This is a genomic window from Cohaesibacter gelatinilyticus, assembly GCF_900215605.1.
GTDB classification, from domain to species: Bacteria; Pseudomonadota; Alphaproteobacteria; order Rhizobiales; family Cohaesibacteraceae; genus Cohaesibacter; species Cohaesibacter gelatinilyticus.
In genome coordinates, this window is sequence record NZ_OBEL01000001.1 from 139,964 (window position 1) to 162,558 (window position 22,595).

At 49.7% G+C, this 22,595-nt stretch carries 24 protein-coding genes and 1 riboswitch; of the genes, 20 read left to right on the top strand and 4 right to left on the bottom strand.

The genetic code is table 11. The features are described from left to right. Positions 1-256 precede the first annotated feature (256 nt). The 5 genes from mutL to CRO57_RS00610 all read left to right on the top strand — a co-directional run bounded on the left by mutL (position 257) and on the right by CRO57_RS00610 (position 4,839). Positions 257-2,242, top strand: a complete 1,986-nt coding sequence (gene mutL / locus CRO57_RS00590; RefSeq protein ID WP_097151475.1) for a DNA mismatch repair endonuclease MutL — start codon at positions 257-259, stop codon at positions 2,240-2,242. A gap of 21 nt (positions 2,243-2,263) precedes the next feature. After that, the gene (locus tag CRO57_RS00595; protein WP_097151476.1) at positions 2,264-2,908 is read left to right on the top strand and encodes a LysE family translocator; all 645 of its coding nucleotides are present in this window, start codon (positions 2,264-2,266) and stop codon (positions 2,906-2,908) included. 86 nt (positions 2,909-2,994) lie between these two features. Further along, a complete protein-coding gene (locus CRO57_RS00600) occupies positions 2,995-3,348 on the top strand; it encodes a diacylglycerol kinase (RefSeq protein ID WP_170955886.1) in 354 nt (117 codons plus the stop codon). A gap of 12 nt (positions 3,349-3,360) precedes the next feature. Further along, positions 3,361-3,873 carry a hypothetical protein gene (locus CRO57_RS00605; protein WP_097151478.1) on the top strand — a complete coding sequence of 171 codons (513 nt, stop codon included), beginning with the start codon at positions 3,361-3,363 and terminating at the stop codon, positions 3,871-3,873. A gap of 336 nt (positions 3,874-4,209) precedes the next feature. Further along, on the top strand, positions 4,210-4,839 hold the full coding sequence (locus CRO57_RS00610) for a hypothetical protein (protein ID WP_097151479.1): 630 nt from the start codon (positions 4,210-4,212) through the stop codon (positions 4,837-4,839). A 187-nt stretch (positions 4,840-5,026) separates the two neighbouring features. On the opposite strand, the gene CRO57_RS00615 is transcribed toward CRO57_RS00610, so the two are convergent. After that, positions 5,027-5,554, bottom strand: coding sequence for an invasion associated locus B family protein (locus CRO57_RS00615; protein WP_210200719.1), 528 nt, complete (start codon positions 5,552-5,554; stop codon positions 5,027-5,029). A gap of 709 nt (positions 5,555-6,263) precedes the next feature. Here CRO57_RS00615 and coxB point away from each other — a divergent pair. The 12 genes from coxB (at position 6,264) to CRO57_RS00670 (ending at position 17,172) form a co-directional block, all read left to right on the top strand. After that, positions 6,264-7,118, top strand: a complete 855-nt coding sequence (coxB, locus tag CRO57_RS00620; protein WP_097151480.1) for a cytochrome c oxidase subunit II — start codon at positions 6,264-6,266, stop codon at positions 7,116-7,118. Positions 7,119-7,143: 25 nt separating this feature from the next. After that, positions 7,144-8,748: a cytochrome c oxidase subunit I gene (gene ctaD / locus CRO57_RS00625; RefSeq protein WP_097151481.1), complete on the top strand. Its 1,605-nt coding sequence runs from the start codon at positions 7,144-7,146 to the stop codon at positions 8,746-8,748. Positions 8,749-8,977: 229 nt separating this feature from the next. Next, on the top strand, positions 8,978-9,943 hold the full coding sequence (locus CRO57_RS00630) for a heme o synthase (protein ID WP_097151482.1): 966 nt from the start codon (positions 8,978-8,980) through the stop codon (positions 9,941-9,943). A 35-nt stretch (positions 9,944-9,978) separates the two neighbouring features. Then, positions 9,979-10,140 (top strand): hypothetical protein, encoded by a 162-nt coding sequence (locus CRO57_RS24450; RefSeq protein WP_170955887.1) that lies wholly within the window; start codon positions 9,979-9,981, stop codon positions 10,138-10,140. A 46-nt stretch (positions 10,141-10,186) separates the two neighbouring features. Further along, on the top strand, positions 10,187-10,801 hold the full coding sequence (locus CRO57_RS00635) for a cytochrome c oxidase assembly protein (protein WP_097151483.1): 615 nt from the start codon (positions 10,187-10,189) through the stop codon (positions 10,799-10,801). Between the two features lie 116 nt (positions 10,802-10,917). Further along, complete coding sequence (locus CRO57_RS00640; RefSeq protein ID WP_097153117.1) at positions 10,918-11,757, top strand: cytochrome c oxidase subunit 3; 840 nt, start codon at positions 10,918-10,920, stop codon at positions 11,755-11,757. A 131-nt stretch (positions 11,758-11,888) separates the two neighbouring features. Further along, the gene (locus tag CRO57_RS00645; protein WP_097151484.1) at positions 11,889-12,293 is read left to right on the top strand and encodes a DUF3052 family protein; all 405 of its coding nucleotides are present in this window, start codon (positions 11,889-11,891) and stop codon (positions 12,291-12,293) included. A gap of 13 nt (positions 12,294-12,306) precedes the next feature. Continuing rightward, positions 12,307-12,702: a DUF983 domain-containing protein gene (locus tag CRO57_RS00650; protein WP_097151485.1), complete on the top strand. Its 396-nt coding sequence runs from the start codon at positions 12,307-12,309 to the stop codon at positions 12,700-12,702. Positions 12,703-12,731: 29 nt separating this feature from the next. After that, a complete protein-coding gene (locus tag CRO57_RS00655; RefSeq protein WP_170955888.1) occupies positions 12,732-13,481 on the top strand; it encodes an SURF1 family protein in 750 nt (249 codons plus the stop codon). Between the two features lie 176 nt (positions 13,482-13,657). Continuing rightward, complete coding sequence (locus tag CRO57_RS00660) at positions 13,658-14,329, top strand: HAD family hydrolase (RefSeq protein WP_097151487.1); 672 nt, start codon at positions 13,658-13,660, stop codon at positions 14,327-14,329. Positions 14,330-14,596: 267 nt separating this feature from the next. Beyond that, on the top strand, positions 14,597-15,127 hold the full coding sequence (locus tag CRO57_RS00665) for a putative pterin-binding protein (RefSeq protein ID WP_170955889.1): 531 nt from the start codon (positions 14,597-14,599) through the stop codon (positions 15,125-15,127). Continuing rightward, positions 15,124-17,172, top strand: a complete 2,049-nt coding sequence (locus CRO57_RS00670) for a putative bifunctional diguanylate cyclase/phosphodiesterase (RefSeq protein WP_170955890.1) — start codon at positions 15,124-15,126, stop codon at positions 17,170-17,172. Before CRO57_RS00665 ends, CRO57_RS00670 begins: the two co-directional genes overlap by 4 nt. A 93-nt stretch (positions 17,173-17,265) precedes the next feature. On the opposite strand, the gene gcvH is transcribed toward CRO57_RS00670, so the two are convergent. Then, a complete protein-coding gene (gcvH, locus tag CRO57_RS00675; protein WP_097151490.1) occupies positions 17,266-17,640 on the bottom strand; it encodes a glycine cleavage system protein GcvH in 375 nt (124 codons plus the stop codon). 67 nt (positions 17,641-17,707) lie between these two features. Further along, positions 17,708-18,844, bottom strand: coding sequence for a glycine cleavage system aminomethyltransferase GcvT (gene gcvT, locus CRO57_RS00680; protein WP_097151491.1), 1,137 nt, complete (start codon positions 18,842-18,844; stop codon positions 17,708-17,710). 206 nt (positions 18,845-19,050) lie between these two features. Further along, positions 19,051-19,192: riboswitch (glycine riboswitch) on the bottom strand. A 189-nt stretch (positions 19,193-19,381) separates the two neighbouring features. Here gcvT and CRO57_RS00685 point away from each other — a divergent pair. Then, a complete protein-coding gene (locus tag CRO57_RS00685) occupies positions 19,382-20,440 on the top strand; it encodes a bifunctional transcriptional activator/DNA repair enzyme AdaA (protein WP_097151492.1) in 1,059 nt (352 codons plus the stop codon). 90 nt (positions 20,441-20,530) lie between these two features. Here the strand turns inward: CRO57_RS00685 and CRO57_RS00690 are convergent, their stop codons facing one another. Continuing rightward, positions 20,531-21,160: a hypothetical protein gene (locus CRO57_RS00690; protein ID WP_097151493.1), complete on the bottom strand. Its 630-nt coding sequence runs from the start codon at positions 21,158-21,160 to the stop codon at positions 20,531-20,533. Between CRO57_RS00690 and CRO57_RS24455 the strand changes: the two genes are divergently transcribed. Together CRO57_RS24455 and ispH are read left to right on the top strand one after the other, a co-directional pair. Then, entirely contained in the window at positions 21,159-21,323 is a 165-nt protein-coding gene (locus CRO57_RS24455) for a hypothetical protein (RefSeq protein ID WP_170955891.1), read from the top strand. The two genes, CRO57_RS00690 and CRO57_RS24455, sit on opposite strands and share 2 nt — an antisense overlap. Before the next feature lie 218 nt (positions 21,324-21,541). Next, complete coding sequence (ispH, locus tag CRO57_RS00695; protein ID WP_097153118.1) at positions 21,542-22,588, top strand: 4-hydroxy-3-methylbut-2-enyl diphosphate reductase; 1,047 nt, start codon at positions 21,542-21,544, stop codon at positions 22,586-22,588. Positions 22,589-22,595: the final 7 nt, after the last annotated feature.

The following is a 22,595-nucleotide window of genomic DNA, read 5'->3' on the forward strand; positions in this document are numbered from 1 at the left end:
CAATGAAAAATCATCGCCTCTTCTTGCTGAGTTTGGACGTTTCCAGTCGCTTGATACTATTTCTGTCATGCTTGCTTATGGTTGCTCTTCTGAATCTTTGAAAATGGGCCTCGGCGGTTGCCTGCCCAGCCAGCCTTGTGGCACTCTGCGCCTTCGCGATGGAAGGGATTGGTCGATTCTTTTGCTCCAAATACGATGATGAATCGAAGGAGTGAAAGGCGATAATTAGGGATCCCAATGAGCAGACGAAGACGAAATGACAGAGCAATCCACCATCATTCGCCAGCTTGACGATGCCACGATCAACAAGATCGCAGCCGGAGAAGTCGTTGAGCGCCCGGCATCGGTTGTGAAAGAGTTGGTTGAAAATTCCATTGATGCCGGTGCGAGCCGGATTGAGATCGTGACCGCCGGTGGTGGCAAGAACCTGATCAGGATCAGTGATGATGGCATAGGCATGACGCAAAGCGATTTGGCTCTCGCAATTCAGCGTCATTGCACGTCCAAGCTTGATCCTGATGATTTGATGGATATTCGCCATCTTGGTTTCAGGGGGGAAGCACTGCCCTCCATCGGGTCTATTGCCAAACTGAGTATCACCACCCGCCATCATAGCGAGCCCCATGCCTGGGAAATCGAAGTGCAAGGTGGAACGCAAAGCGAAATCCGACCGGCTGCTCTTACCAAAGGCACGCGTATCGAGGTGGAAGATCTGTTCTTCTCGACGCCAGCGCGTTTGAAATTTCTCAAGACCGATCGGGCAGAAAATACCGCAATCTCTGAAATCATAAAACGCATTGCGCTGGCCCATCCGGAAATTCGTTTCACGCTCACAGGTGCAGATCGTTCCCGCCTCGATTATGCCGCCTGCAAAGGAAATGACGCCCATCTGGTGCGTATGGGGCAGGTTATGGGCAAGGCCTTTCGCGACAATGCAGTAGAGATAGATGCCATCCGTGATACAGTTCGCCTGACGGGGTTTGCTGGCCTGCCGACTTTGAACCGTGCCAACAGCTTACAGCAATTTGTTTTCGTCAATGGTCGTCCCGTCAAGGACAAGACCATCCTCGGTGCCATTCGCGGAGCTTATGTCGATTTTCTCGCAGGCAATCGCTATCCCTGTGTCGTTCTCTTCATTGATCTCGACCCTCATGAGGTGGATGTCAATGTTCATCCTACCAAAGCCGATGTGCGTTTCCGGGACCCGCAACATGTGCGTGGTCTTGTGGTGGGCGCAATTCGTCGTGCTCTGATGGAAGCAGGTCACCGCGCCACCACAACGGGCGGGGATGCAACCTTGGCGGCGTTGCGCCCCGATGGCATGCGAAGCACCCAGGTCGCAACCGGAATGCCTTCTTCATCGGAGATCAGCGGGGCATCGATGACTGGCTATGCATCACCACCTGTGCAACCGGCTCGTCATCAGGATTGGAATTGGAGGCAATCTGTCTATGCGCCACAAGTGCAAACCTCTGATGTCGTGACTGACCTTGAAGAAAGTGCCCAGCCCTATGCGGTCTCGTCAGAGACGTCTAAGGGTGCGTTTGATGCCGATGTTGCCATACCAACCATTGAGCAACAAGGTCGCATGATGGATGTCTCAGTTCCCAGTGCGGATGCAAGGGCCGGAGAGATCCCACTGGATGAGGCAAAGCTTAGTCGCCCACTCGGGGCGGCACGCGCGCAAATCCATGAAAACTACATCATTGCTCAGACCGAAGATGGCTTGGTGATTGTTGATCAGCACGCTGCCCACGAACGTCTGGTTTATGAACGCCTCAAGTCTGCCATTGCAGAAAAAGGTATTGCGAAGCAGGGCTTGCTCATTCCTCATGTGGTGGAAATGGATGAGGATGATGTCGCCCGGCTGGATGAGGCAAAGGAAGAATTACAGGATCTAGGCCTCAGTCTGGATGCCTTTGGCCCCGGGGCCGTTGCCGTGCGAGAAACACCGGCTATCCTCGGAAAGCCCAATCTGGATCGATTGGTGCGGGACATCGCAGATGATCTGGCCGAATGGGACAAGGCAACGCGAGTGGAGGAGAAAATCCACCATGTGGCCGCAACCATGGCTTGCCATGGATCTGTTCGCTCTGGTCGGCGCATGCGGGCTGAGGAAATGGATGCCTTGCTTCGCGAGATGGAAGCAACACCTCATTCGGGGCAATGTAATCACGGTCGTCCGACCTATGTTGAGCTGAAACTCAGCGATATCGAGAGGCTCTTTGGTCGTAGCGGATAGTAAAATTGCGAGGGAGAAGCAATGAATTTGGAACTTTGGATGCCGTTTGCGGCGTTGATTGCTCTGGCAACCCTGTCGCCGGGACCAAATGTCCTGATTGTTGTCACCAACAGCTTGCGATATGGGCTCACTGGTGGTCTGCTGACGATACTGGGTAATTTGATCGCTCTTTTCTCCATTGCTCTATTGGCGGCTGTCGGGGTGGGAGCCGTTTTGAAAACCTCTCCCATTGTCTTCATGGTCATGAAGCTGGTCGGTGCCGCCTATTTGATCTGGATGGGATACAAGATGCTGAAAAGTTCATTATCTCGATATGCAGATATCGAGATAACGGATGAACAGAAGCAGATAGATCTGCCGGCACGCAATATCATGCTGCAGGCTATTTCCATCTCGCTCAGCAATCCCAAAGCCATTCTGTTCTTGTCAGCTGCTTTTCCTTCTTTTTTGAATCTCGAGGCAGCTATCGCTCCACAATTCATGATCATGTTCTCGACAATCATCGTGATTGTTGGCTCAATCCATACTTTCTATGCGTTATTGGCCATGGGAATGCGCAAAAGACTCACTTCCGGTCGAGCGCGCAAATGGATGGCACGGATATCCGGGATCACATTCGTAGGATTGGGAGCAGGACTGGCAGGGCAGGCGGTCCGATCAAGTTGAAGATACGATCATTGCGTAATGTCCCCGTCATGAATATCTGATCAAACGAGTATTTTGTGGTGAAAATGCAAAGAGGCAGGAACGCGATGGAGTATATACGCCATACATTTCGGGCAACCGCGTATTCGCTTGCCGGGTTCAAGCGCTTGATGCAGGAAACAGCCGCGCAAGTGGAAGTCATTTTCTTTTGTCTGTTACTCCTCATTTATTGGTTGGTTGGCGCCGAATTTACGGATTTTGCGCTGCTAACTTTCTTCTTTCTTATCATTCTGGCATTGGAAGCACTCAATACAGCAGTTGAGGTGCTGGTGGATCATTTGACCATGGATTTTGCAGAATTTGCTCGCCAAGCCAAGGATTTGGGATCATTTGCAGTTTTTTGTGGCTTGGCGATGGTCACGCTCTATAGTGGCTGGGTGATCTATAAAACTCTCATCTAGCCTGAGGAAACAATGAGTAAGACCAAGTCTGAAAGTGTTCGCGTGCTCCGCAATCAATTGGCTTCTGCCGTTCGAATGCGTAAGGCGGCAGTCGGAATTGTGACATTGTTGATTGCTCTTGGTTTGCTTCTCGGCCCCAAATGGGAAGGTGATAGCACCATTCTGCTTGTTCTTTCCCTGTTTGTGGCCTTTGTTGCGTTGGGCTTGGCCTATACCGGTCTAAGTCAGGCAATGATGGGATGGTCAAAGGAAAGCGAGATTGATTTGGATAAACGGGAAATCCGGCACTACACTGCCTCTCTCTTTGGTCGGTCGCGCCCTTTCTCTATTCCATTTTCCAAAATCAGTTCCATGGAAGCTGCAAATCCTGAATTTGCGGCGTCAGATGGGATGGCCATGCATTTGAAAGACGATCAGGGCCGTGTCATGATGGTGGTAGGATTGTTTGAAGATGAGGCCGATATATTGCTTTGCAAACAGCAAATTACTCAAAGCTTGCAAAATGCACCTGGCGATCCCAATTAACATCTTGTTTGCTAGCTATGGGCTCTCTTCTTTGTGAAAAGAGAATTTAAGTAAGCTATTGCTTTGTGACCGACAAATGACAACATATGCTTGATAGTCGTGGCGAAAGACCAGATCTTTTGTCAGGAATGCGAGGAATAAACGCGAGAGGGATGCCCTTCTCTCGATTGGAAAAGACCTTCGAACACGAAATTGTTTCGTGTTCGGGAGCTGATAGGCGACCGCAGCTTGCAAGATGCGCCTTCGAGCCGTAGTGAGATGATAAGCGTATCGACAGGAATGCTGCGCACCTCGTAGGCCCGAGTGGAGCGAGGAATAGCCGTGAGAGGTAGAGATATGGCCTGCTGTGGAAATGGCACCAAAGTAAAAGATGATCCGCTTGCCTTCCGCAATCATTATCCTCTGCCGGTACGCGTCATGGTGGGTATTTTCGGTTTGGTCTTGTTGTCGCTTCCTTATTATTTACTGCTTGCTCCGGGTTGGAACCATTTTTCTTGGATTCTCATTCCGTTTGGCCTGATTGGAATTGCCGCCGGTTTGGCTGGGCTTTCCTTCTGTCTTTCGGCCATTCTCGGTGAAGCACGAGAGGCCAAAGTGGATTTGACAGGACAAGTTCTAAGACAAACCAGTCGTGGTCTGTCATTCAGGTCAAAAAAAATGCTGGTTACTCCCTTTACTGAAATCGCATTTTTCGATGTGAAACGCCCTTCCTGGGCTCAGGATGAAGCTGTTTTGATGCTGGTGCCAGTATTGGAAAATGGCGACAGTTTGCCTGCCTTTGGCTCTTTCCCAAGCAAGGAAGAGGCACAGAAGGTCATGGCTCTGATGGGTCACATGCCAGATGGCCCGGCAGGGGTGGCAAAACATTGGAGCACATCCGAGTTGGAAGCATTGAAGCGTTCAATTGCTGCCCAAAGCCAACAGGGCAATTGTAGCCATGGACAAAAAAGCTGTAGTTGCCACTAGAGTATATTCCCGAAAAGCGTATGCGGTTTTCGGATAAGAGCTCGTTTCAGAACAAGAAGCTAACCTCTTGTTGCTGTTCATAAATTACGAAAAAGGCTTCAAGTGCCACATAAGACATTCAAAAAAGCCCTCTCAGTCCATGACTGAGAGGGCTTTTAATATCTGGTGGTTTGATTGGTTGGTAAATTTACTTTAATTGACCAAAACCAGCTTTGAAACCGTCCAGCGGAATAGGAATGCCAATGCCTTCTTCCGGGGTTTGAAAAACAATGAAGGTTGCAAACTTGCCATCGCTTAGTAGTTTGATCAATTTGTCATCCATTACGATTTCCGCGATGCAACCCTGTGGCAAGCAGCGAATGAAACCGGCACGACCAACGTCGGTATCGTCCACGCGCAGGCCCAGGCCGTGAGGCAGTAGAACCCCCAAAGGCGAGAGAACGCGCAAAATACGGGCTGTCTTGTCTGCAGTCTTCAGGACAATGACAGTCAATCCGACGTTATCACGATCCGCAGCAGTTACATATTGCATGAGGGCACATTGTTCGGAGCGAGCACCGGGAGGAGTATCGCAACGGATCTCCCATTCCCCATGTACAGAGCGAACGGCCCCCTGTGCATGAGCGGTATTGCTGCCGACAAAGCTACCGGAAAGGGATGAACTCAGCACGAATGATAGGGTCAAAAGGGCAGTGATCGCCCCTTTTTTCATCATGGCGAATTCTGTCCGTGTCAAACGTTCAAACGAAGAGAACATTTTGATTTTGACAGGGGCTCTGCCTGCTTGGTCGGAGGAGGTCTGCATCTGGCCAGTCACCATGATCTTTCTTGAAAATACACCAAAACCTATTTGCCTGATTCGCGAGCAACTTGTCGCCGAAAAGCATAATCGGGGCAACTTAGTTAACAAATGTGGCAATAAAAGATTGGGGAAAATTATGACATTAATCAATAAATACGAATTATCCCTAATATGAAAAATACGAAAAACTGGGGAATTCTCTGTAAATGGTGGCAAATTGTCGCACAAAAGTATAGCAGGAAAGAGTTGCGACAGGCTGTCGCATATGGCTGAATAAGAATAGATTGATCTATGTCAAATTGATCTCGCCCAGTCAGACCCATTGGGCATGGACCACAAAAGGACTTTTCAATGGGTGTGGCAATGGCGCTATCAGAATTCATCTCCGTGTCCAGTTGTTGAGCACATGTTGCTCGAACCGGATGAGTGAATGACGAGATCTGAATAGGTCTGCATTTGCTTTCGGCCAGTTTGCTGGTCGATGCCTCAGCTTTCCCAAGTGGATTGTAAGTTGGCAGGACGCATGTGCAGTGGTCTTCGCATGAGGGGCGAAGAAAGCAGGAGGAGCGAGGACGTGTCTATCGGCAAACGTCTATTAGAAGTTATCAAGCGAGGGCCGACAATGTTGGTGACCTCGCTATTGAGCTTTGCCCTTGCAGGTTTGATGTCAGTTGCAGCAAATGCTGCACAGCCTCATGACTGGGGCATCGGCTTGCAGGAAAGTGCCAGTACCGTGATGGATGATATCCATTGGTTTGGAAATTTCACTTTCTGGATCATTGGTGTGATTGTGGTTTTTGTGGCTATTTTGCTGGCCATTGTCATGATCAAATTCAATGCCAAGGCAAATCCGGAGCCATCCAAAACATCGCACAATACCATGATTGAAGTGGTCTGGACCGTTGTGCCAATTCTTATCCTTCTTGTTCTTGCCGTGCCAAGCTTTCGTTTGCTTTACAAGCAAATGGAAATTCCAAGCGCAGATGTGACTGTCAAGGTAACAGGATATCAGTGGTATTGGGGTTATGAATATCCTGATAATCCTGATGTCTCCTTCGATTCCATCATGTTGAGTGAGGAAGAAATCAAGGAAAAAGGCACCAATGAGCCCCGTCTTCTTGCCGTTGATAACGAAATGGTTGTGCCTGTAGGCAAGGTTGTTCGTTTGCAAATCACCTCTGCCGATGTGATTCACGCTTATGCACTCCCTGCTTTTGGTGTGAAGATGGATGCTGTACCAGGTCGCCTGAACGAGAGCTGGTTCACTGCAGATCGCGAAGGCATGTATTATGGTCAATGCTCCGAGCTTTGCGGCAAGGACCATGCCTTCATGCCGTTGGCGGTGCGTGTTGTCTCTCAGGAAAAATATGACGCCTGGCTTGCAGCCGCTGCTGAGGATGTCGAAGAAGCCAACAAGGCTCTGATTGCATCCACCACATCTGCTACCAAATCCAACCTTCAACTCGCAGCGCAATAGGCGCGCCAGCAAAGGGAGCTAATTTATGTCATCTTCTGCTGCCCATGATGCGCACCATATGCCAACTGGCTGGAAGCGCTGGGTTTATTCGACCAACCATAAAGACATCGGCACGATGTACCTGATCTTTGCGATTATCGCAGGGATTATCGGTGGTATACTGTCCGGTGGTATTCGTCTGGAATTGCACGAACCTGGAATGCAATTCTTCTCCAATCCGCACATGTTCAACGTGTTCACCACTGGCCATGGCCTTATCATGATCTTCTTCATGGTGATGCCTGCATTGATCGGTGGTTTTGGCAACTGGTTTGTTCCGATCATGATTGGTGCGCCGGATATGGCCTTCCCACGGATGAACAATATTTCATTCTGGTTGTTGCCACCAAGCTTCCTGCTGTTGATCATTTCACTGTTCGTGGAAGGTCCATCAGGCTCCAATGGCTTCGGTGGTGGCTGGACCGCCTATCCGCCGCTGTCTGGTTCTGGACCTGAAGGGCATCCTGGCCCAGCTATGGATTTTGCTATTCTGTCTCTGCACGTTTCTGGTGCAGCGTCCATTCTGGGTGCGATCAACTTCATCACCACCATCTTTAACATGCGTGCACCGGGCATGACCCTGCACAAGATGCCTCTGTTTGCCTGGTCCGTGCTGGTAACCGCATTCTTGCTGTTGCTGTCTTTGCCAGTTTTTGCTGGCGCCATCACCATGTTGCTGACAGATCGTAACTTTGGTACTTCATTCTTTGCGCCGGCAGGTGGCGGTGATCCGATCCTCTATCAGCACCTCTTCTGGTTCTTCGGCCATCCTGAGGTATACATCCTGATCTTGCCGGGTTTTGGTATCGTCTCCCACATCATTTCCACTTTCTCCCGCAAGCCGGTCTTTGGCTATCTGGGCATGGCTTATGCCATGGTGGCAATTGGTGTCGTTGGCTTCATCGTGTGGGCGCACCACATGTATACCGTAGGTCTGGACGTAGACACCCAAGCATACTTCCTGTTTGCGACGATGGTGATTGCTGTACCAACAGGCGTGAAGATCTTCTCCTGGATTGCCACCATGTGGGGCGGCTCGCTTTCCTTCCGCACGCCTATGCTCTGGGCCATCGGTTTCATTTTCCTGTTTACCGTGGGTGGTGTAACCGGGGTGCAGCTGGCCAATGCTGGTCTCGACCGTGCTTTGCATGACACCTATTATGTGGTTGCTCACTTCCACTATGTGCTGTCTCTGGGTGCTGTCTTTGCCATCTTTGCTGGCTGGTACTACTGGTTCCCGAAAATGTTCGGTGTGATGTATAGCGAGAAACTGGGCAACCTGCATTTCTGGGTGATGTTCATCGGCGTGAACCTGGTCTTCATGCCTCAGCACTTCCTGGGGCTTCAGGGTATGCCACGTCGCTATGTTGACTATCCTGATGCATTTGCTGGTTGGAATGCTGTCTCTTCCTGGGGGTACTACATCACTGCCTTTGGTGTGCTGATCTTCCTGTGGAGCGTCGCCGAGGCCTTCTTGAAGAAGCGCCAGGCAGAAGCCAATCCTTGGGGTGAGGGTGCAAATACGCTGGAATGGCAACTGTCTTCCCCTCCACCATTCCACCAGTGGGAAGAACTGCCACGCATCAAATAGGCGGCATAGAAACGAATTGAGAAGCGCCTGTCCAAGGCGCTTCTCTCAAAGCTTCAAAGTTAAAAGCATGGGCCTATTTTCAGGATATTTCGGCATATTTGCCAGATTCCATGACCGGGAAGAGATGATTTCAACCGGAATATCCCGAAAATGAGCTTCTCAGATTTCATCGAGATCTTCACAAGGCAAGGCACTGAAACTGAGTTCCTGAAAGGGGAGAGAGGACCAAATGAGCGTAGTGGAACAGACCAGTCAGGCGCGATCCTTGAGCGATGCCGAGTTCGGCAGTGCCGATGTAAGGGATTATATCGCTCTGCTGAAGCCAAGAGTAATGTCTTTGGTGGTCTTTACCGCTTTTGTGGGGCTTGTTGTTGCAATGACCATGCAACCAGGCACGATCCATCCGCTCGAGGGCATCATCGCCATTCTTTGTATTGCGATTGGTGGCGGTGCTTCCGGTGCTCTGAATATGTGGTATGACGCCGATATCGACCGTATTATGAAACGCACGGCCACTCGCCCCATACCGGCAGGCAAAATCACACCGGATCAGGCGCTTGCCTTTGGTTTGATTCTGTCGATCGCATCGGTTCTGGTGCTGGGGGTCCTGGTCAACTGGCTTGCTGCTGGCCTTCTCGCTTTCACCATCTTCTTTTATGCCGTGGTTTATACCATGTGGCTCAAGCGTTCCACACCACAGAATATTGTGATTGGTGGAGCTGCAGGTGCCTTTCCTCCAATGATTGGCTGGGCGGCGGTGACTGGAACTGTAACCATCGAGAGCATTGTGCTGTTTCTCATCATCTTCATGTGGACGCCACCTCATTTCTGGGCGCTGGCACTGCTTAAGAGCGACGACTACAAGAATGCTGGTGTTCCCATGTTACCCGTTGTCGCGGGTGAGGATGTCACTCGCAGTCAGATTCTGCTTTACAGCCTGGTTGTCGTGCCCTTGGGAGTGACCCCGGCACTTCTTGGTTTTGCAGGTATGAGCTACGCAGCCTTGTCTTCTGTTTTGGGCCTTGTCTTTCTGATTGCAGCTTATCGTGTCTATCACCTTCGCGAAGGTGCACCAGCTCGTAAGGCTGCTGGCCAGATGTTCGGCTTTTCCATACTTTACCTCTTTGCACTCTATGCCACTTTGTTGGCGGAGCATTTGATGGGCCTTGAAATGCTGCCGTCTGTCTTTGGATAGATCTGGCGCAGATATTGGCTCCGAAAGGAATGAACATGACCAAAGTAACTGAAATGGTGCAGTTGAGTGACGAGCAAAAAAAGCGTCAACGCAAACGTTCTATTGCGATAGCTGTGTCACTTGGTGTGTTGGTTGCTATTTTCTATGCCATCACATTGGTGAAGATGGGCCCGGGTATCCTCAATCGCCCATTGTGATCATGTTACGACACGTAATCGGTTCTGAGTTACGGATAGAGACCAAATGACAGAGCAGACAGAAAAATTGCAGACTGCAAAGAGCAAGGCAAATCGCAATATGGCGATAGGTCTGGCAGTCTTTGTCTCCTGCATGGTGGGTGTGGCTTATGCGGCGGTGCCTCTCTATGAGCTTTTTTGTCGTGTAACCGGTTATGGTGGAACCACTCAACAGGCAAGTTCTTCCCCGGTAGACGTTATTGATCGCGAAATCACAATCCGGTTCGATGCCAACATTGGTTACGGGCTTGCATGGGATTTCAAGCCGATTACCAAACCGATCACGCTGAAAGTGGGTGAAACTGCAGAGGCTAACTATCAGGTGGTCAATATAGGCAAGGCACCATCCGCAGGCACCGCGACCTTCAACGTTACCCCGCAGGCAGCAGGCATCTATTTCAATAAATTGGATTGTTTTTGCTTCACCTATCAAGAGGTGAAAGCAGGGGAGTCCGTCAAAATGCCGGTGGTATTCTTTGTTGACCCCGATATCGACAAAGATCCGAATTTGGAAACCATCGATACCATCACATTGTCCTATACCTTCTTCCCTCAGGAGAGAGAGGAAGCTGCTTTGACAGAAAAGAAACAAAGCAAGGCAGGAATCGGGACTGAGTCATAATGCGGACGCTGATCCGCAACAGATAAGATCAAGATTGTCGTCGCCTCTCTGTTCCAGGGAATAGGGCGGGAGATGAGAACGCAAACCCAAGCATGTGCTGGGAGGAGAAAGCTGATATGGCAGAGGCTAGTACCAAAAACCACGATTATCACATCATAGATCCCAGTCCCTGGCCGTTCATCGGTTCAGTGTCTGCTTTCATTATGGCAGTTGGTGCGATCACCTATTTCCATGACGGCCCGATTTGGGTGATGTTGATCGGTCTGGCCGGTGTTCTTTATACCATGCTGGCTTGGTGGAGCGATGTGATCAAGGAAGCTCATGAGGGCCATCATACGCCTGTGGTGCAACTGCATTTGCGCTATGGCATGATCATGTTCATCGCGTCAGAGGTGATGTTCTTCGTTGCCTGGTTCTGGGCCTTTTTCGATGCCAGCCTGTTCTTCGACGAGGCGCAACAATTTGCTCGTGTTGAATATACCGGTGGCATGTGGCCACCAAAAGGTATCGAAGTGATTGACGCCTGGCATCTGCCGCTTTTCAATACCTTGCTGTTGCTGACATCTGGCACTACTGTGACTTGGGCGCACCATGCTCTGATCGAAGGGGATCGTGAAGGGTTGAAATGGGGCTTGATCCTTACAGTGCTGCTCGGCGCGATCTTTACCTGCGTTCAGGTTTACGAATATGTCGTAGCGCCTTTTGCCTTCAAGGATAGCATCTATGGCGCAACCTTCTTCATGGCGACCGGCTTCCATGGCTTCCACGTTTTTGTCGGCACCATTTTTCTGATTGTGTGTTTGATCCGTGCCAACAAAGGTCACTTCACTCCAAAACAGCATTTCGGTTTCGAATCCGCTGCTTGGTACTGGCACTTTGTGGATGTGGTGTGGCTCTTCCTGTTTGCTGCAGTCTATCTGTGGGGCAATGCAGGTGGTGTTGTGGCCGCTCACTAACGAATTCTGTGTAATGGCAAGACTTGAAAGCGAGCTTGTTACTCAGTCATTTGGATGAACAAAAGAAGGGTGGCCAATGGTCACCCTTTTTTATCATGTGTCTTCTCAACGGCATCAAGAAATGAATCGGTATGGCAGGATATTCTCCTAATCCCTTGCACAAGAAACTCGGCCTGAAAGAAGGCATCAAAGCTTGCCATCTGTTTGCGCCTGATGACTATCTGACGCTTCTGGGAGAGCGAGCCCCTGCTGTCGATTGGCTGGAAGGTATGAGTAAGGATATGGATTTTGTTCATATTTTTGTCAAAGAACAAGCCGTGTTAAGTGATTTTTTGTTGTTGGCAAAAGAGGCAATCAAACCTGCAGGAATGATTTGGATATCCTGGCCCAAGAAAGCCTCCAAAGTGCCAACGGATATGAGCGAAGATGCGGTGAGAGAGACGTGTTTTCCCATGGGACTGGTTGATGTGAAGGTCTGTGCCGTTGATGATATTTGGTCCGGCCTTAAACTGGTCATTCGAAAAGAATTGCGCTGAAGGAATCGAAAAGATGACAACTCGGAAGCAACAGAGTGGCAGTCTGACCAGATCGGCCTTTCTCGGCAAATGCCCTCGGTGTGGGCATGGGAAGCTTTATAGCGGCTTCTTGAAGATTGCCAATCGGTGCAATCATTGCGATCTGGATTATTCCTTTGCCGATAGCGGAGATGGACCTGCGGTCTTTGTGATCATGATAGTGGGGTTTTTGGCAACGGCCGGTGTGCTCTATACCGAGTTTGCGTTCGAGCCCCCGGTCTGGTTGCATGTTGTTCTATGGGGACCTTTGACTATTCTCCTCTCCCTTCTTTTTCTGTATTGGTTGAAGGGAGGATTGATTGCACAGCAATATAAAACCCATGCCAAGCCGGGTGAGTTGCGCCATGACAAACCCGACAAGGATCAATGATCTCCAGACCTTTCCGAATGAGCCACACTATGACCGATGAACCAAAGCCTGCACGCATATGGCCCATGAGCCTGGCAGTTCTGATTGCGCTCTCGATCCTGATCAGTCTTGGGACCTGGCAGCTCAAACGACTTTCTTGGAAAGAAAACCTGATTGCAACAGTGACCGAGCGATTGGCAATGAAACCTGAAAACGCGCCAGGTCCGAAGGAATGGTCGAATGTCGATCGGGAAAGCCATCTTTATCGCCCGGTGCAATTGAGCGGTCAATATGATCATGAGCGGGAAGTGCATGTCTGGTTTGCATTGAATGATCCCAAAGGTGGGCCGCTTTATGGTCCAGGATATCTGATCCTGACCAGATTCACGACAAGCGAAGGCTGGGATGTAATCGTTAATCGTGGTTTCGTGCCGGAAGGAATGAAAGATCCAGCCTCGCGACCCACGACTTTGGAGCAGGGCGAACAGATTATCACAGGATTGGTGCGTTTTGATGAACCTAAAAGTTGGCTGTCACCTCCTGCGGATAAGGATAATAATGTCTGGATCGTGCGGCAAGTAGAGGAAATGGCACAATTTCTGAAGCTTGATCCTGAACGCACCGCACCCTATTGGATTGATTTGACCAAGGGACAGGGCGAAGCTGGGTTACCACAAGGTGGCGAGACTGTCGTGAGCTTTACCAACAATCATTTGCAATATCTTCTTACCTGGTATGGCTTGGCCGGTGTTCTGATTGGCGTATATCTGGTCTGGCTGGTCAAACGTCGAAGATCTTAGCGACCTATCCATATCGTGACGCTCTGCAAAGGTAGCAAAGTGTCACGATATTTGATGGCATAAGGTAAACCTTTTCATTGACCCATGCTTCAAAACGGGCGATCAGTGCGGCAATATGGCGAGTTCAATCTGGAGATTGGGCAAAGGCAACTGATCGGCACTGCAAGGACGGTGATATGCTCGTAATTTTCGACTTTGATGGCACTTTGGTGGATTCTGAGATTCTATGGGCTCAGGCAACGTCAGAAATCATGCAAGAGGAAGGGATTGATATGTCCGTCGAGACATATAATGCCCAATATGCCGGCATGAACTCCAATGAGATCATCGAGCATCTGGAAGATGAACTTGATCAGGGCCTTGCTCATGACATTCCCCAGCGTATTGAAGATAAGGTAGACAAGAAACTGGAGAAGCTCAAAGTCATTGATGGTGTTCATGCAATGCTTGATGAACTGGATTATGCCCGATGCCTTTGTTCCAACTCCGGTAGTGAATATCTGGCTGACCACATGCGTTCGACAGGCTTGTGGGATCGCTTCCGCCCGTATGTTTATGCTGCCCCGGAAGTTGGAACCAAAGCGCCAAAGCCGGATCCAAATGTTTTCCTGCATGCTGCAACAACTTTGGATGTTGAACCAAAGGATTGCTATGTCGTGGAGGACAGTTTTCACGGTGTGCAGGCTGCGGTTGCTGCGGGTATGCGTGTGGTAGGCTTCATTGGTGGCAGCCATTCCTATCCCGGACATGGAGAGCATTTGATGGATGCCGGTGCCGAAACGGTGATTCATCGCTTCGAAGATCTGCCAGCAACATTGGAAGCACTAAAAATCTGGCAGGATCAGTAAAACGTGTATTGCTTACAAGCGATTTTGTGTTTTTTTGAAAGCGTGAATATAAGGTGGCTGGAGTATATCTGGCCGCTTCCGTAATATGTTTGTCATATACATGCCAGAAGCCTTGTTAGAAATGACAATAAGCGCAAGCCAATTGTAACTCTTTGCAATTATAAGTGTTTTAGACTTTGTTGTCAGAATGGCTATAGCAATTATTTACCCAATTTAAACGTCATATGCTATATGTTGATTGCAAATGCGGTAGGCGAGGGCAATGTCATGCATCATACGAGGTTCGGCACTGGCACTTGGGTAAAGTTGATTTTGGTTCCCATAGCATGGCTACTATGGGTTGTAGGGGCCAGCGCGGGTGCTTATGAAGAGACCAAAGAGCGAACAATCATTACCATCACGGGAAAAATCTCTCCGGATATTCCAAACGGAGCAGCCAGAATTGGCTATGACACTTTCAAGAAAATTGGTGTCAAGGAGATGGAAACCCGCACTTTCTATTCGAAAAAACGCTACAAGTTTAGCGGTGTTTTGATGCGTGATCTTCTCGATTATGTCGGGGCAAATGGTGAAACACTGGAAGTGACTGCGCTTGATGATTATCGGATCAATATCCCGATTGCAGATTACCAAAAATACGATGTTTTGCTGGCTTTCAAATTGGATGGCAAAAATCTATCCATTCGCGATCGCGGACCTGCTCGCATAATCTATCCAATAGAGCAGCATTCTGAATTGAGCGATAAGAAATATGCAAGCCGCTATATATGGCAAATCAAGGGCATGAGAGTGAAATGAAAAAGCAAATAAAATGGCTTGCTCTTATTTATCTTGCAGCTGTTGGTGCTTTGCTCTTCCTTGAAGTTGCTCATTTCAAGGAAATGCGCAAGGTCAGTAGCCAGATTGGCGAAAGTTATGATTTGATCTCCTCGCGCGATGAAGGGTTGCGCCTGGAAGTAGAATATCGACGCTTCCAATATAAGGTGGCTTCCTATGTGCGTGGACAAGGCGAAGTAAGTCATGCTGATGTTCTGACATGGTTTGATATTTTCTGGAGCCGAGCCCATTCCATTGCAACAGAAAACTCCATTCCCGATGGTATGGATGCCAAGCAAGCAACAATTCTATTTGCCGATATGCGCGAGGCACTGAAACAAGTTGATCCATTGGTGCAGAATTTGCGCAGGGGTGATGAAGAAGCCCTGTCTGCAATCCAAAAGGGGTTGGAAGCTTTTGATGGCCGTGTGACGGAACTGGCAGTAGCAATCGCCCAGACACGAGTGGAAGAGGCAGCATCGCTGCAAGACAATCTCGATTTGGCTTTGCAGGGAATTGATACATTGCTGATCACTTCCACTGCTGGCGGCGTCCTGATTCTTACCCTGTTCGGTGTCGAGGCTTTTCGAGCGCGCCGGGCGGAAAGAAAGATCAAGATCAGAGAAGCAAGGGTACGGTTCCTTGCTGAACATGATTCATTGACGCGTCTTGGAAACAGAGCTTATTTGAACATCAAGATGAAGGAGTTCATAAAGGAGGCCAAAGCCCAGGATGAGAGTTTTCACCTGTTGTTGTTGGATCTGGATAAATTCAAGGATGTGAATGATACCTTTGGTCATCCAACTGGCGATCAATTGTTGAAAAACGCGGCAAGACGCCTGTCGGGTATCTTCCGTTCGGATGATATCGTGGCGAGGTTGGGTGGAGACGAATTTGCTATTCTGATCAAGGCCGATATGCTGGATATCGAAAAGGTTGTAAGCCGGGTTATTGCTGCTCTATCTTCCAGCTTTGTGATCAACGGTCATGAAATTCATATCTCTACATCGGTCGGAGTTTCCCGTTATCCAGATCTATCGGACACAGCAGATGATCTGATGCGTGATGCTGACCTTGCCCTCTATGCCGCCAAGAATGCGGGCCGGAATACCTGGGCATTGTATAAGCATTCCATGAGCGTTGAAATCAAACATCGTATGGGTCTGGAGGCAGACCTGCGCAATGCATTGAATAGTGAAACCGGTGGCTTGGAAGTCTATTATCAACCGCAAGTGCTCTTCACCGAAAATAAGAATGAAGCATTGTCGGTGGTTGGTGTTGAAGCTCTGGTTCGTTGGTTCCATCCAGAACATGGTGCAATTCCGCCAATGGACTTCATTGATATTGCGGAAAGCACCGGGATCATTGATGAACTATCTTCCTGGGTGACCCGTCAGGCCTGTGAGGATGTTGTATTGTGGCATAAGGCCGGCTTTGACATCAGCCTTGCCGTTAATCTGTCCCCTCATCAGCTGAACAATCGTTATTTGCCCGATGAGATTTTCCAGGTCCTACGAGATACCGGCATGGCTGCCGATAAGCTGACGCTGGAAATCACGGAAAGTGCTGCGGTTCAAAATACTCAAACAGCAGTTGAGATGCTTGATATATTGAACAAGCGCGGTATCTCGCTGGCCATGGATGATTTTGGAACAGGATATTCAAACCTTGGTTATCTGAAGAGCTTGCCACTCGATTGTCTGAAGATCGACCGTTCATTTGTGACCCATATCGAAACCAACGAAGAAGATCGCAAATTGGTGCGCGGTATTGTCAACCTTGCTCGCGGTATGGGGCTGAAGGTTGTGGCGGAAGGTGTGGAGACTGAGCATCAGGTGGAATTCTTGCGTAGTCTGCATTGTGATGTCGGGCAAGGCTATTTGTTTGGCCGTCCGATGAACAAGCTCAAACTGGTGGCAATGCTGGAGCGAGAGCGGGCGCAAGCCAATCTCTGGAACGAGTTGAATGACAATGAGGATGTTCCTTATCGCGAAGCAACATTCCACGACGATGAATTGTCCAGCTAGGCTCTGGAAGATGAAGTCAAAATAAAAGCCGCCAGATCATTTTCTGGCGGCTTTTATATAATTTGCAAGGCTGCTGAAGCTCGGTAAAATCTCTTATTCCTGTTCGGCAACAAAAGCTTTGTAGGCGTCAGCACTCATCATGCCTTCAAGCTGGCTGGAATCGCTTACTTTTATTTTCATGAACCAGGCACCGGTTTCTGCTTCACTATTGACCTTGGACGGGTCTTCTTCCAATGCTTCATTGACTTCGACAACTTCGCCATCAATCGGAGCATAAACTTCGGAAGCGGCCTTCACACTTTCAACGACAGCGGCATCGCCACCTTTTTCAAGCTCAGCGCCAACTTCTGGCAATTCTACGAATACGACATCGCCAAGCTGGCTTTGGGCAAAATCAGTGATGCCAACAGTTGCAACATCGCCATCAATGGCAATCCACTCATGATCTTCGGTGAAAAGTTTGCTCATAAGTCAGGTCCTGTATCTAGGTGTTTGTCTGTTTGGGTTTGTTATTTTGTGTAATTGATAAGCCGGATTACGGCTTGCGCACATAGCGCTGCGGCACAAATGGCATGGAGGCTACTTTGGCATCCAATGCACGTTTGCGCACCATGAGCTTGACCTCGGTGCCTTCAGCAGCAAAGTTGCTGTCGATATAGCCCATCGCGATTGGAGCCTGCACAGTTGGTGCAAAGCCACCAGAGGTGATCTCACCAATTTCATTGCCATTCAGATCTTGAATGATGGCGCCTTCGCGGGCGGGTGCTTTTCCTTCCAGGCGAAAGCCAACACGCTTGCGTTTGGTGCCGTTGGCAAGACCGGAAATGATCCGCTTGTCACCAGGGAAGCCACCTTCCTCGCGACGTTTCTTCTGAATGGCAAAGCCAAGATCAGCCTCTGCGGGGTCTGTGTCATTGGTCAGATCATGACCATAGAGGCACAGGCCGCTCTCAAGGCGAAGGCTGTCTCGTGCGCCAAGGCCGGATGCTTCGACTTCTGGCTCCGCCAGCAACAGGCGCGCCAGAGTTTCAGCTTCGTCATTGGTGACAGAAAGCTCAAATCCGTCTTCCCCGGTATAGCCACAGCGAGAAACAAAGCAGTCAATGCTTCCGACATTGGCGCGAATGGAAGTCATGAAAGACATGTCATCCGCTTCCGTGCAATGACGTTGGACTGCATCAATCGCTTTGGGGCCCTGGATGGCGATCAAGGCGCGATCGTCAAGTTTCCTCAATTTGATATTGTCTGGCAGTTTGGACTCCAGATGGGCGTAGTCACCATCCTTGCAAGCACCGTTGACGACGATCATCAAATGCCCATCCAGTTCAGGGTTGGCAGGACGAGTGACGATGAAATCGTCGATGATACCGCCCTCATCATTGAGCAACAGGGAATACCGCATCTTTCCCAAACCAAGCTTGGTAAAGGCAGACGGGGTCAGTGCTTCCAGAAATTTCGCAGTGGTCTCATGATCCGGACCCTCAAGCACGGCCTGACCCATATGGGAGACATCGAACATTGCGGCGCTGTCGCGACACTGTACGTGCTCTGCCATGATGCCAGCTTCATAGCGAACGGGCAGGGCATAACCAGCAAAGTCAACCAAGCTTCCGCCTAGCTCGACATGGAGATCATAAAGAGGGGTTTTTTTAGCCTGGGTCAAATCAGCCATCGGTCACCTAATCCTTGCGTTGAAGGGTCTGTATGGAGCCCATATCAGCCTTCAATCAGAGTTGCACAAGTTCCGACATGCTGCCAGAACAAAGTGCCTCCTCTGTCACAGGACCTGAGAGATTTCCCGATCCTTCAAAAAGGATCAGTTACTTCCTTCGGTGAGCCGGGCAATTGGTCTGTGCCTGACTGCTTTCCAGAGTGTCGCTGGTCTACGCGGTCCCTGATGCCTGAGAGTTTCCGAGGCGGTTGCTCCTTCGGCGTCGAAGAGATAACTTTCAACAAAGCGTCCATAGTGGGGACATTGGCGCTTGTCGTCAGCTCCTCCGATCTCTCCCGCTGACCTACTTGCATGATATCGCAATACCATGCTTCTGCTTCCAGATCGCGACAACAATCTGGTAGCCTTCCTTTTAACTTGCTTGGCAAGTCCCGGAAAGTCAAGATATCTTTGTTTTTTCTGATCAGATCGTTATATTTTTGAAATAGATGCCCGAAACCAGACGGACAGATTCAATTGTCTTCGATATAAAAACTTATGTTAATTCAACTACCAAACGACCAAGTGTTGTATCAGGCTTTACTGGATCGAGATCCTTCTTTTGAAGGACGAGCCTATGTCTGTGTAAGCTCAACAGGGGTATTTTGTCGCCTGACCTGCCCGGCGCGAAAACCTAAATTTGAAAATTGCAGCTTTTATGAATCCATTGCGCAATGTCTGGAAGCGGGATATCGGCCATGCAAACGTTGCCATCCCATGAGTACGGCAGCAGAAGCAGACCCGGCCGTACAGGGTTTGCTGCAGGCATTGGAAGAAAATCCGGCTTATCGTTGGGGTGAGGCTGATGTAATCCGCATGGGTCATGACCCGTCCACCATTCGCCGAACCTTTAAGCGCCATTTTGGTATTACCTTCCTGGAAATGGCCAGACAAACCCGTATACGGGAAGGCTTTGAAACGCTTGTCGTAGGCGGCAAGGTCATTGATGCCCAGATTGATGCCGGCTTTTCGTCTGCGAGCGCCTTTCGAGCTGCCTTCGGGAAGCTGCTCGGTATGGCGCCCTCCGGTTTTCATAGAGATGCGCTATTGCGAGCGGATTGGATTGATACTCCGCTTGGAGCCATGATTGCCGTCAGTGATCGATCGAGTTTGCATTTGCTGGAATTTCTGGAACGCAAAGCTTTGCCCCGAGAATTGAAGGATCTGAAGAAACGCGCCAGGAGTAGTCTTGGTTTTGGACGCTTCGCACCTACCGATCAGGTTGAAGAGGAATTGGCCAGCTACTTCAAGGGAGCGCAAGCAGATTTTGCAACGCCTGTCACGATGCACGGTAGCGATTTTACAAAGCAGGTTTGGAATCAGTTGCGCAAAATTCCGGCAGGGCAGACACGTTCCTATGGTATGTTGGCGAAGGAGTTGGGAAATCCTGCAGCCACCAGAGCAGTGGCTCGCGCCAATGGTGCAAATCCTCTAGCAATCATTGTTCCGTGTCATCGTGTGATTGGAGCCGATGGTGCGCTAACTGGCTATGGTGGTGGACTATGGCGAAAGCAGAAATTGATTGAGCTTGAGCAAACTATTGCCGCCAAGAGGTAGGGCTTTCGCCAACCAGATCAACATTGACACGAAATACAAAAGCCCTTTGGTTTTATCAAAGGGCTTTTTTTATTTCGTTTGCTGATGAGCTTATTTAGCGCCACCATCAAAGCCAACCAGAATTTTCAAATTCTGTTTTTCCGGTGTTGGAATTGGAATGGCATCATCGATTTTGGCAAACAGGGCAGAGCGATCCGGTGGTGTGATTTGAGCCGGAACCTTGTGCAGCTTGCTATAAAGCACATCGCCATCCACTTCGCGAATGACCACGCGAATAGGAAGAACCGCTTTTGCAGTTTCGCCTTTGGGGCCGGCAAGAACGCGTCCGGCGATACCGACCTTGATATACATTTCAGCACCCAGATTGGTACATTCACGTGCTGTCTGGTTGATAACACCTTGATAGATCAGATAGCGTGAATCACCGTCGTGTTTACGCTCGAACTTCTGATAGAAAGTGGTGTCGCCCAGAACTTCAACAGGAGGACAATAGCCGGTCAGTTTCTTGGGATTGGACAACATCAATTGTGTCGCCTGATCTGCAATGGAACCCGCATTGGCGACGTCTGCCGCAGTGCTGGTCGGCAATGGTTTGACTTCTGCCGGTTTGCTGGAGCCCCCACCCAGACCACCAAGGGATGGCATGGAGAGGCCACCAGCCCCGCCGGAGCAGCCTGCAAGACCAATAGACATCAGGCCCAGCACAGCCAGAGATCTCATGCCAGAGGCTGCAGAGGATCTTTTGCTGACAAATTGGGATGATGCACATCTTGTGCGGTTGGATGGTGAACGCTTCATCGCCATCTTGGTCTGTCCTATACTCAATTACGCGCCGCATCTGGCAGCTTGTCCTGTCAGTCCTGTCGATCATGTGATTGTTTGACAGGGGGTGATATTTGGGTGTCGCTGCCTATGTATTCATCGCTTATAGCATAATTATGGCATTTGGCGAGACTTCGAGGTGTAATTGCCATCAGGCGGCGTGGGATTTTGTCAGCAAAAGCTGGATAATCTCTTGACACTGTATTCGAAAAAGCCATGTTACAGGCCATATCTCAACATGCCAGGTTTTCAGACAAATGGGGCAAGGAGCCGACCAATATGACAGAAAGTCAGGATGCAAGTGCTGTCAAGGCTGTGAATGCTCCAGATTTGCCACCATTGGAGGTATTTCTTTGTGCTCCTCGTGGTTTCTGTGCCGGGGTCGACCGAGCCATCCAGATTGTTGAGCTGGCTTTGGAGACCTATGGTGCACCGGTCTATGTTCGTCATGAAATAGTCCATAACAAGTTCGTTGTTGAAAGTTTGAAATCAAAAGGCGCGATTTTTGTCGAAGAGCTGGATGAAGTACCCGATACCGACCAACCGGTGATCTTCTCGGCCCATGGCGTTCCGAAATCCGTCCCGGCCAATGCCAAGGCTCGTAATTTTTTCTATCTTGACGCAACTTGTCCGCTGGTCTCCAAAGTGCATAAGGAAGCCATGCTTCATGATAAACGTGGCCACGAAATCGTGCTCATCGGCCATGCAGGACATCCTGAAGTGATTGGCACCATGGGGCAATTGGCAGACAACGTGGTCAACTTGATCGAGACGGTCGACGATGTGGCTCGCTTCAAGCCAAATGATCCGGAAAATCTTGCCTGGATAACCCAGACGACTCTGTCACTGGACGATACCGCTGATATCATTCTGGCTTTGAAAGAGCGTTTTCCGTCCATCAAGGGGCCGAACAAAGATGACATCTGCTATGCCACGACCAATCGGCAGGAAGCTGTGAAATATGTTGCTCCAAAGGCCGATGTGATGATCGTGGTTGGCGCCCCGAACAGCTCCAACTCCAAACGCTTGCGAGAAGTGGGGGAGCGTGCTGGATGTCGCCAGTCTCTTTTGTTGCAACGGGCGAGTGAAATTGACTGGGATAGTTTGGGCGACATTCGTTCCGTCGCGATCACAGCAGGGGCATCCGCACCTGAAGTATTGGTAGAAGAAGTGATTGAAGCTTTCTCTGAGCGGTATCAGGTAAAGATGGAAGTGGTGATCACTGCCAAGGAAGATATCACCTTCAATATTCCTCGAGAATTACGCGAAGCCGCGATTGAGGCCGGGGTATTGGCTCCTGTCGCCAAAGCAATCCCGACTGTCTGATTTTTCT

What these genes read in the sequence shown, in the direction of transcription:
- CRO57_RS00645 (WP_097151484.1), top strand. Translation starts at nt 11,889, where the DNA reads ATGGCAGGATATTCTCCTAATCCCTTGCACAAGAAACTCGGCCTGAAA.
- gcvT (WP_097151491.1), bottom strand. Translation starts at nt 18,844, where the DNA reads ATGGCTGATTTGACCCAGGCTAAAAAAACCCCTCTTTATGATCTCCAT.
- mutL (WP_097151475.1), top strand. Translation starts at nt 257, where the DNA reads ATGACAGAGCAATCCACCATCATTCGCCAGCTTGACGATGCCACGATC.
- CRO57_RS00600 (WP_170955886.1), top strand. Translation starts at nt 2,995, where the DNA reads ATGGAGTATATACGCCATACATTTCGGGCAACCGCGTATTCGCTTGCC.
- CRO57_RS00630 (WP_097151482.1), top strand. Translation starts at nt 8,978, where the DNA reads ATGAGCGTAGTGGAACAGACCAGTCAGGCGCGATCCTTGAGCGATGCC.
- CRO57_RS00595 (WP_097151476.1), top strand. Translation starts at nt 2,264, where the DNA reads ATGAATTTGGAACTTTGGATGCCGTTTGCGGCGTTGATTGCTCTGGCA.
- CRO57_RS00605 (WP_097151478.1), top strand. Translation starts at nt 3,361, where the DNA reads ATGAGTAAGACCAAGTCTGAAAGTGTTCGCGTGCTCCGCAATCAATTG.
- CRO57_RS24455 (WP_170955891.1), top strand. Translation starts at nt 21,159, where the DNA reads ATGCCAGAGGCTGCAGAGGATCTTTTGCTGACAAATTGGGATGATGCA.
- CRO57_RS00665 (WP_170955889.1), top strand. Translation starts at nt 14,597, where the DNA reads ATGCATCATACGAGGTTCGGCACTGGCACTTGGGTAAAGTTGATTTTG.
- CRO57_RS24450 (WP_170955887.1), top strand. Translation starts at nt 9,979, where the DNA reads ATGACCAAAGTAACTGAAATGGTGCAGTTGAGTGACGAGCAAAAAAAG.
- ctaD (WP_097151481.1), top strand. Translation starts at nt 7,144, where the DNA reads ATGTCATCTTCTGCTGCCCATGATGCGCACCATATGCCAACTGGCTGG.
- gcvH (WP_097151490.1), bottom strand. Translation starts at nt 17,640, where the DNA reads ATGAGCAAACTTTTCACCGAAGATCATGAGTGGATTGCCATTGATGGC.
- CRO57_RS00660 (WP_097151487.1), top strand. Translation starts at nt 13,658, where the DNA reads ATGCTCGTAATTTTCGACTTTGATGGCACTTTGGTGGATTCTGAGATT.
- CRO57_RS00610 (WP_097151479.1), top strand. Translation starts at nt 4,210, where the DNA reads ATGGCCTGCTGTGGAAATGGCACCAAAGTAAAAGATGATCCGCTTGCC.
- coxB (WP_097151480.1), top strand. Translation starts at nt 6,264, where the DNA reads ATGTTGGTGACCTCGCTATTGAGCTTTGCCCTTGCAGGTTTGATGTCA.
- CRO57_RS00650 (WP_097151485.1), top strand. Translation starts at nt 12,307, where the DNA reads ATGACAACTCGGAAGCAACAGAGTGGCAGTCTGACCAGATCGGCCTTT.
- CRO57_RS00685 (WP_097151492.1), top strand. Translation starts at nt 19,382, where the DNA reads ATGTTAATTCAACTACCAAACGACCAAGTGTTGTATCAGGCTTTACTG.
- CRO57_RS00670 (WP_170955890.1), top strand. Translation starts at nt 15,124, where the DNA reads ATGAAAAAGCAAATAAAATGGCTTGCTCTTATTTATCTTGCAGCTGTT.
- CRO57_RS00640 (WP_097153117.1), top strand. Translation starts at nt 10,918, where the DNA reads ATGGCAGAGGCTAGTACCAAAAACCACGATTATCACATCATAGATCCC.
- CRO57_RS00635 (WP_097151483.1), top strand. Translation starts at nt 10,187, where the DNA reads ATGACAGAGCAGACAGAAAAATTGCAGACTGCAAAGAGCAAGGCAAAT.
- CRO57_RS00615 (WP_210200719.1), bottom strand. Translation starts at nt 5,554, where the DNA reads ATGATGAAAAAAGGGGCGATCACTGCCCTTTTGACCCTATCATTCGTG.
- CRO57_RS00690 (WP_097151493.1), bottom strand. Translation starts at nt 21,160, where the DNA reads ATGAGATCTCTGGCTGTGCTGGGCCTGATGTCTATTGGTCTTGCAGGC.
- ispH (WP_097153118.1), top strand. Translation starts at nt 21,542, where the DNA reads ATGACAGAAAGTCAGGATGCAAGTGCTGTCAAGGCTGTGAATGCTCCA.
- CRO57_RS00655 (WP_170955888.1), top strand. Translation starts at nt 12,732, where the DNA reads ATGACCGATGAACCAAAGCCTGCACGCATATGGCCCATGAGCCTGGCA.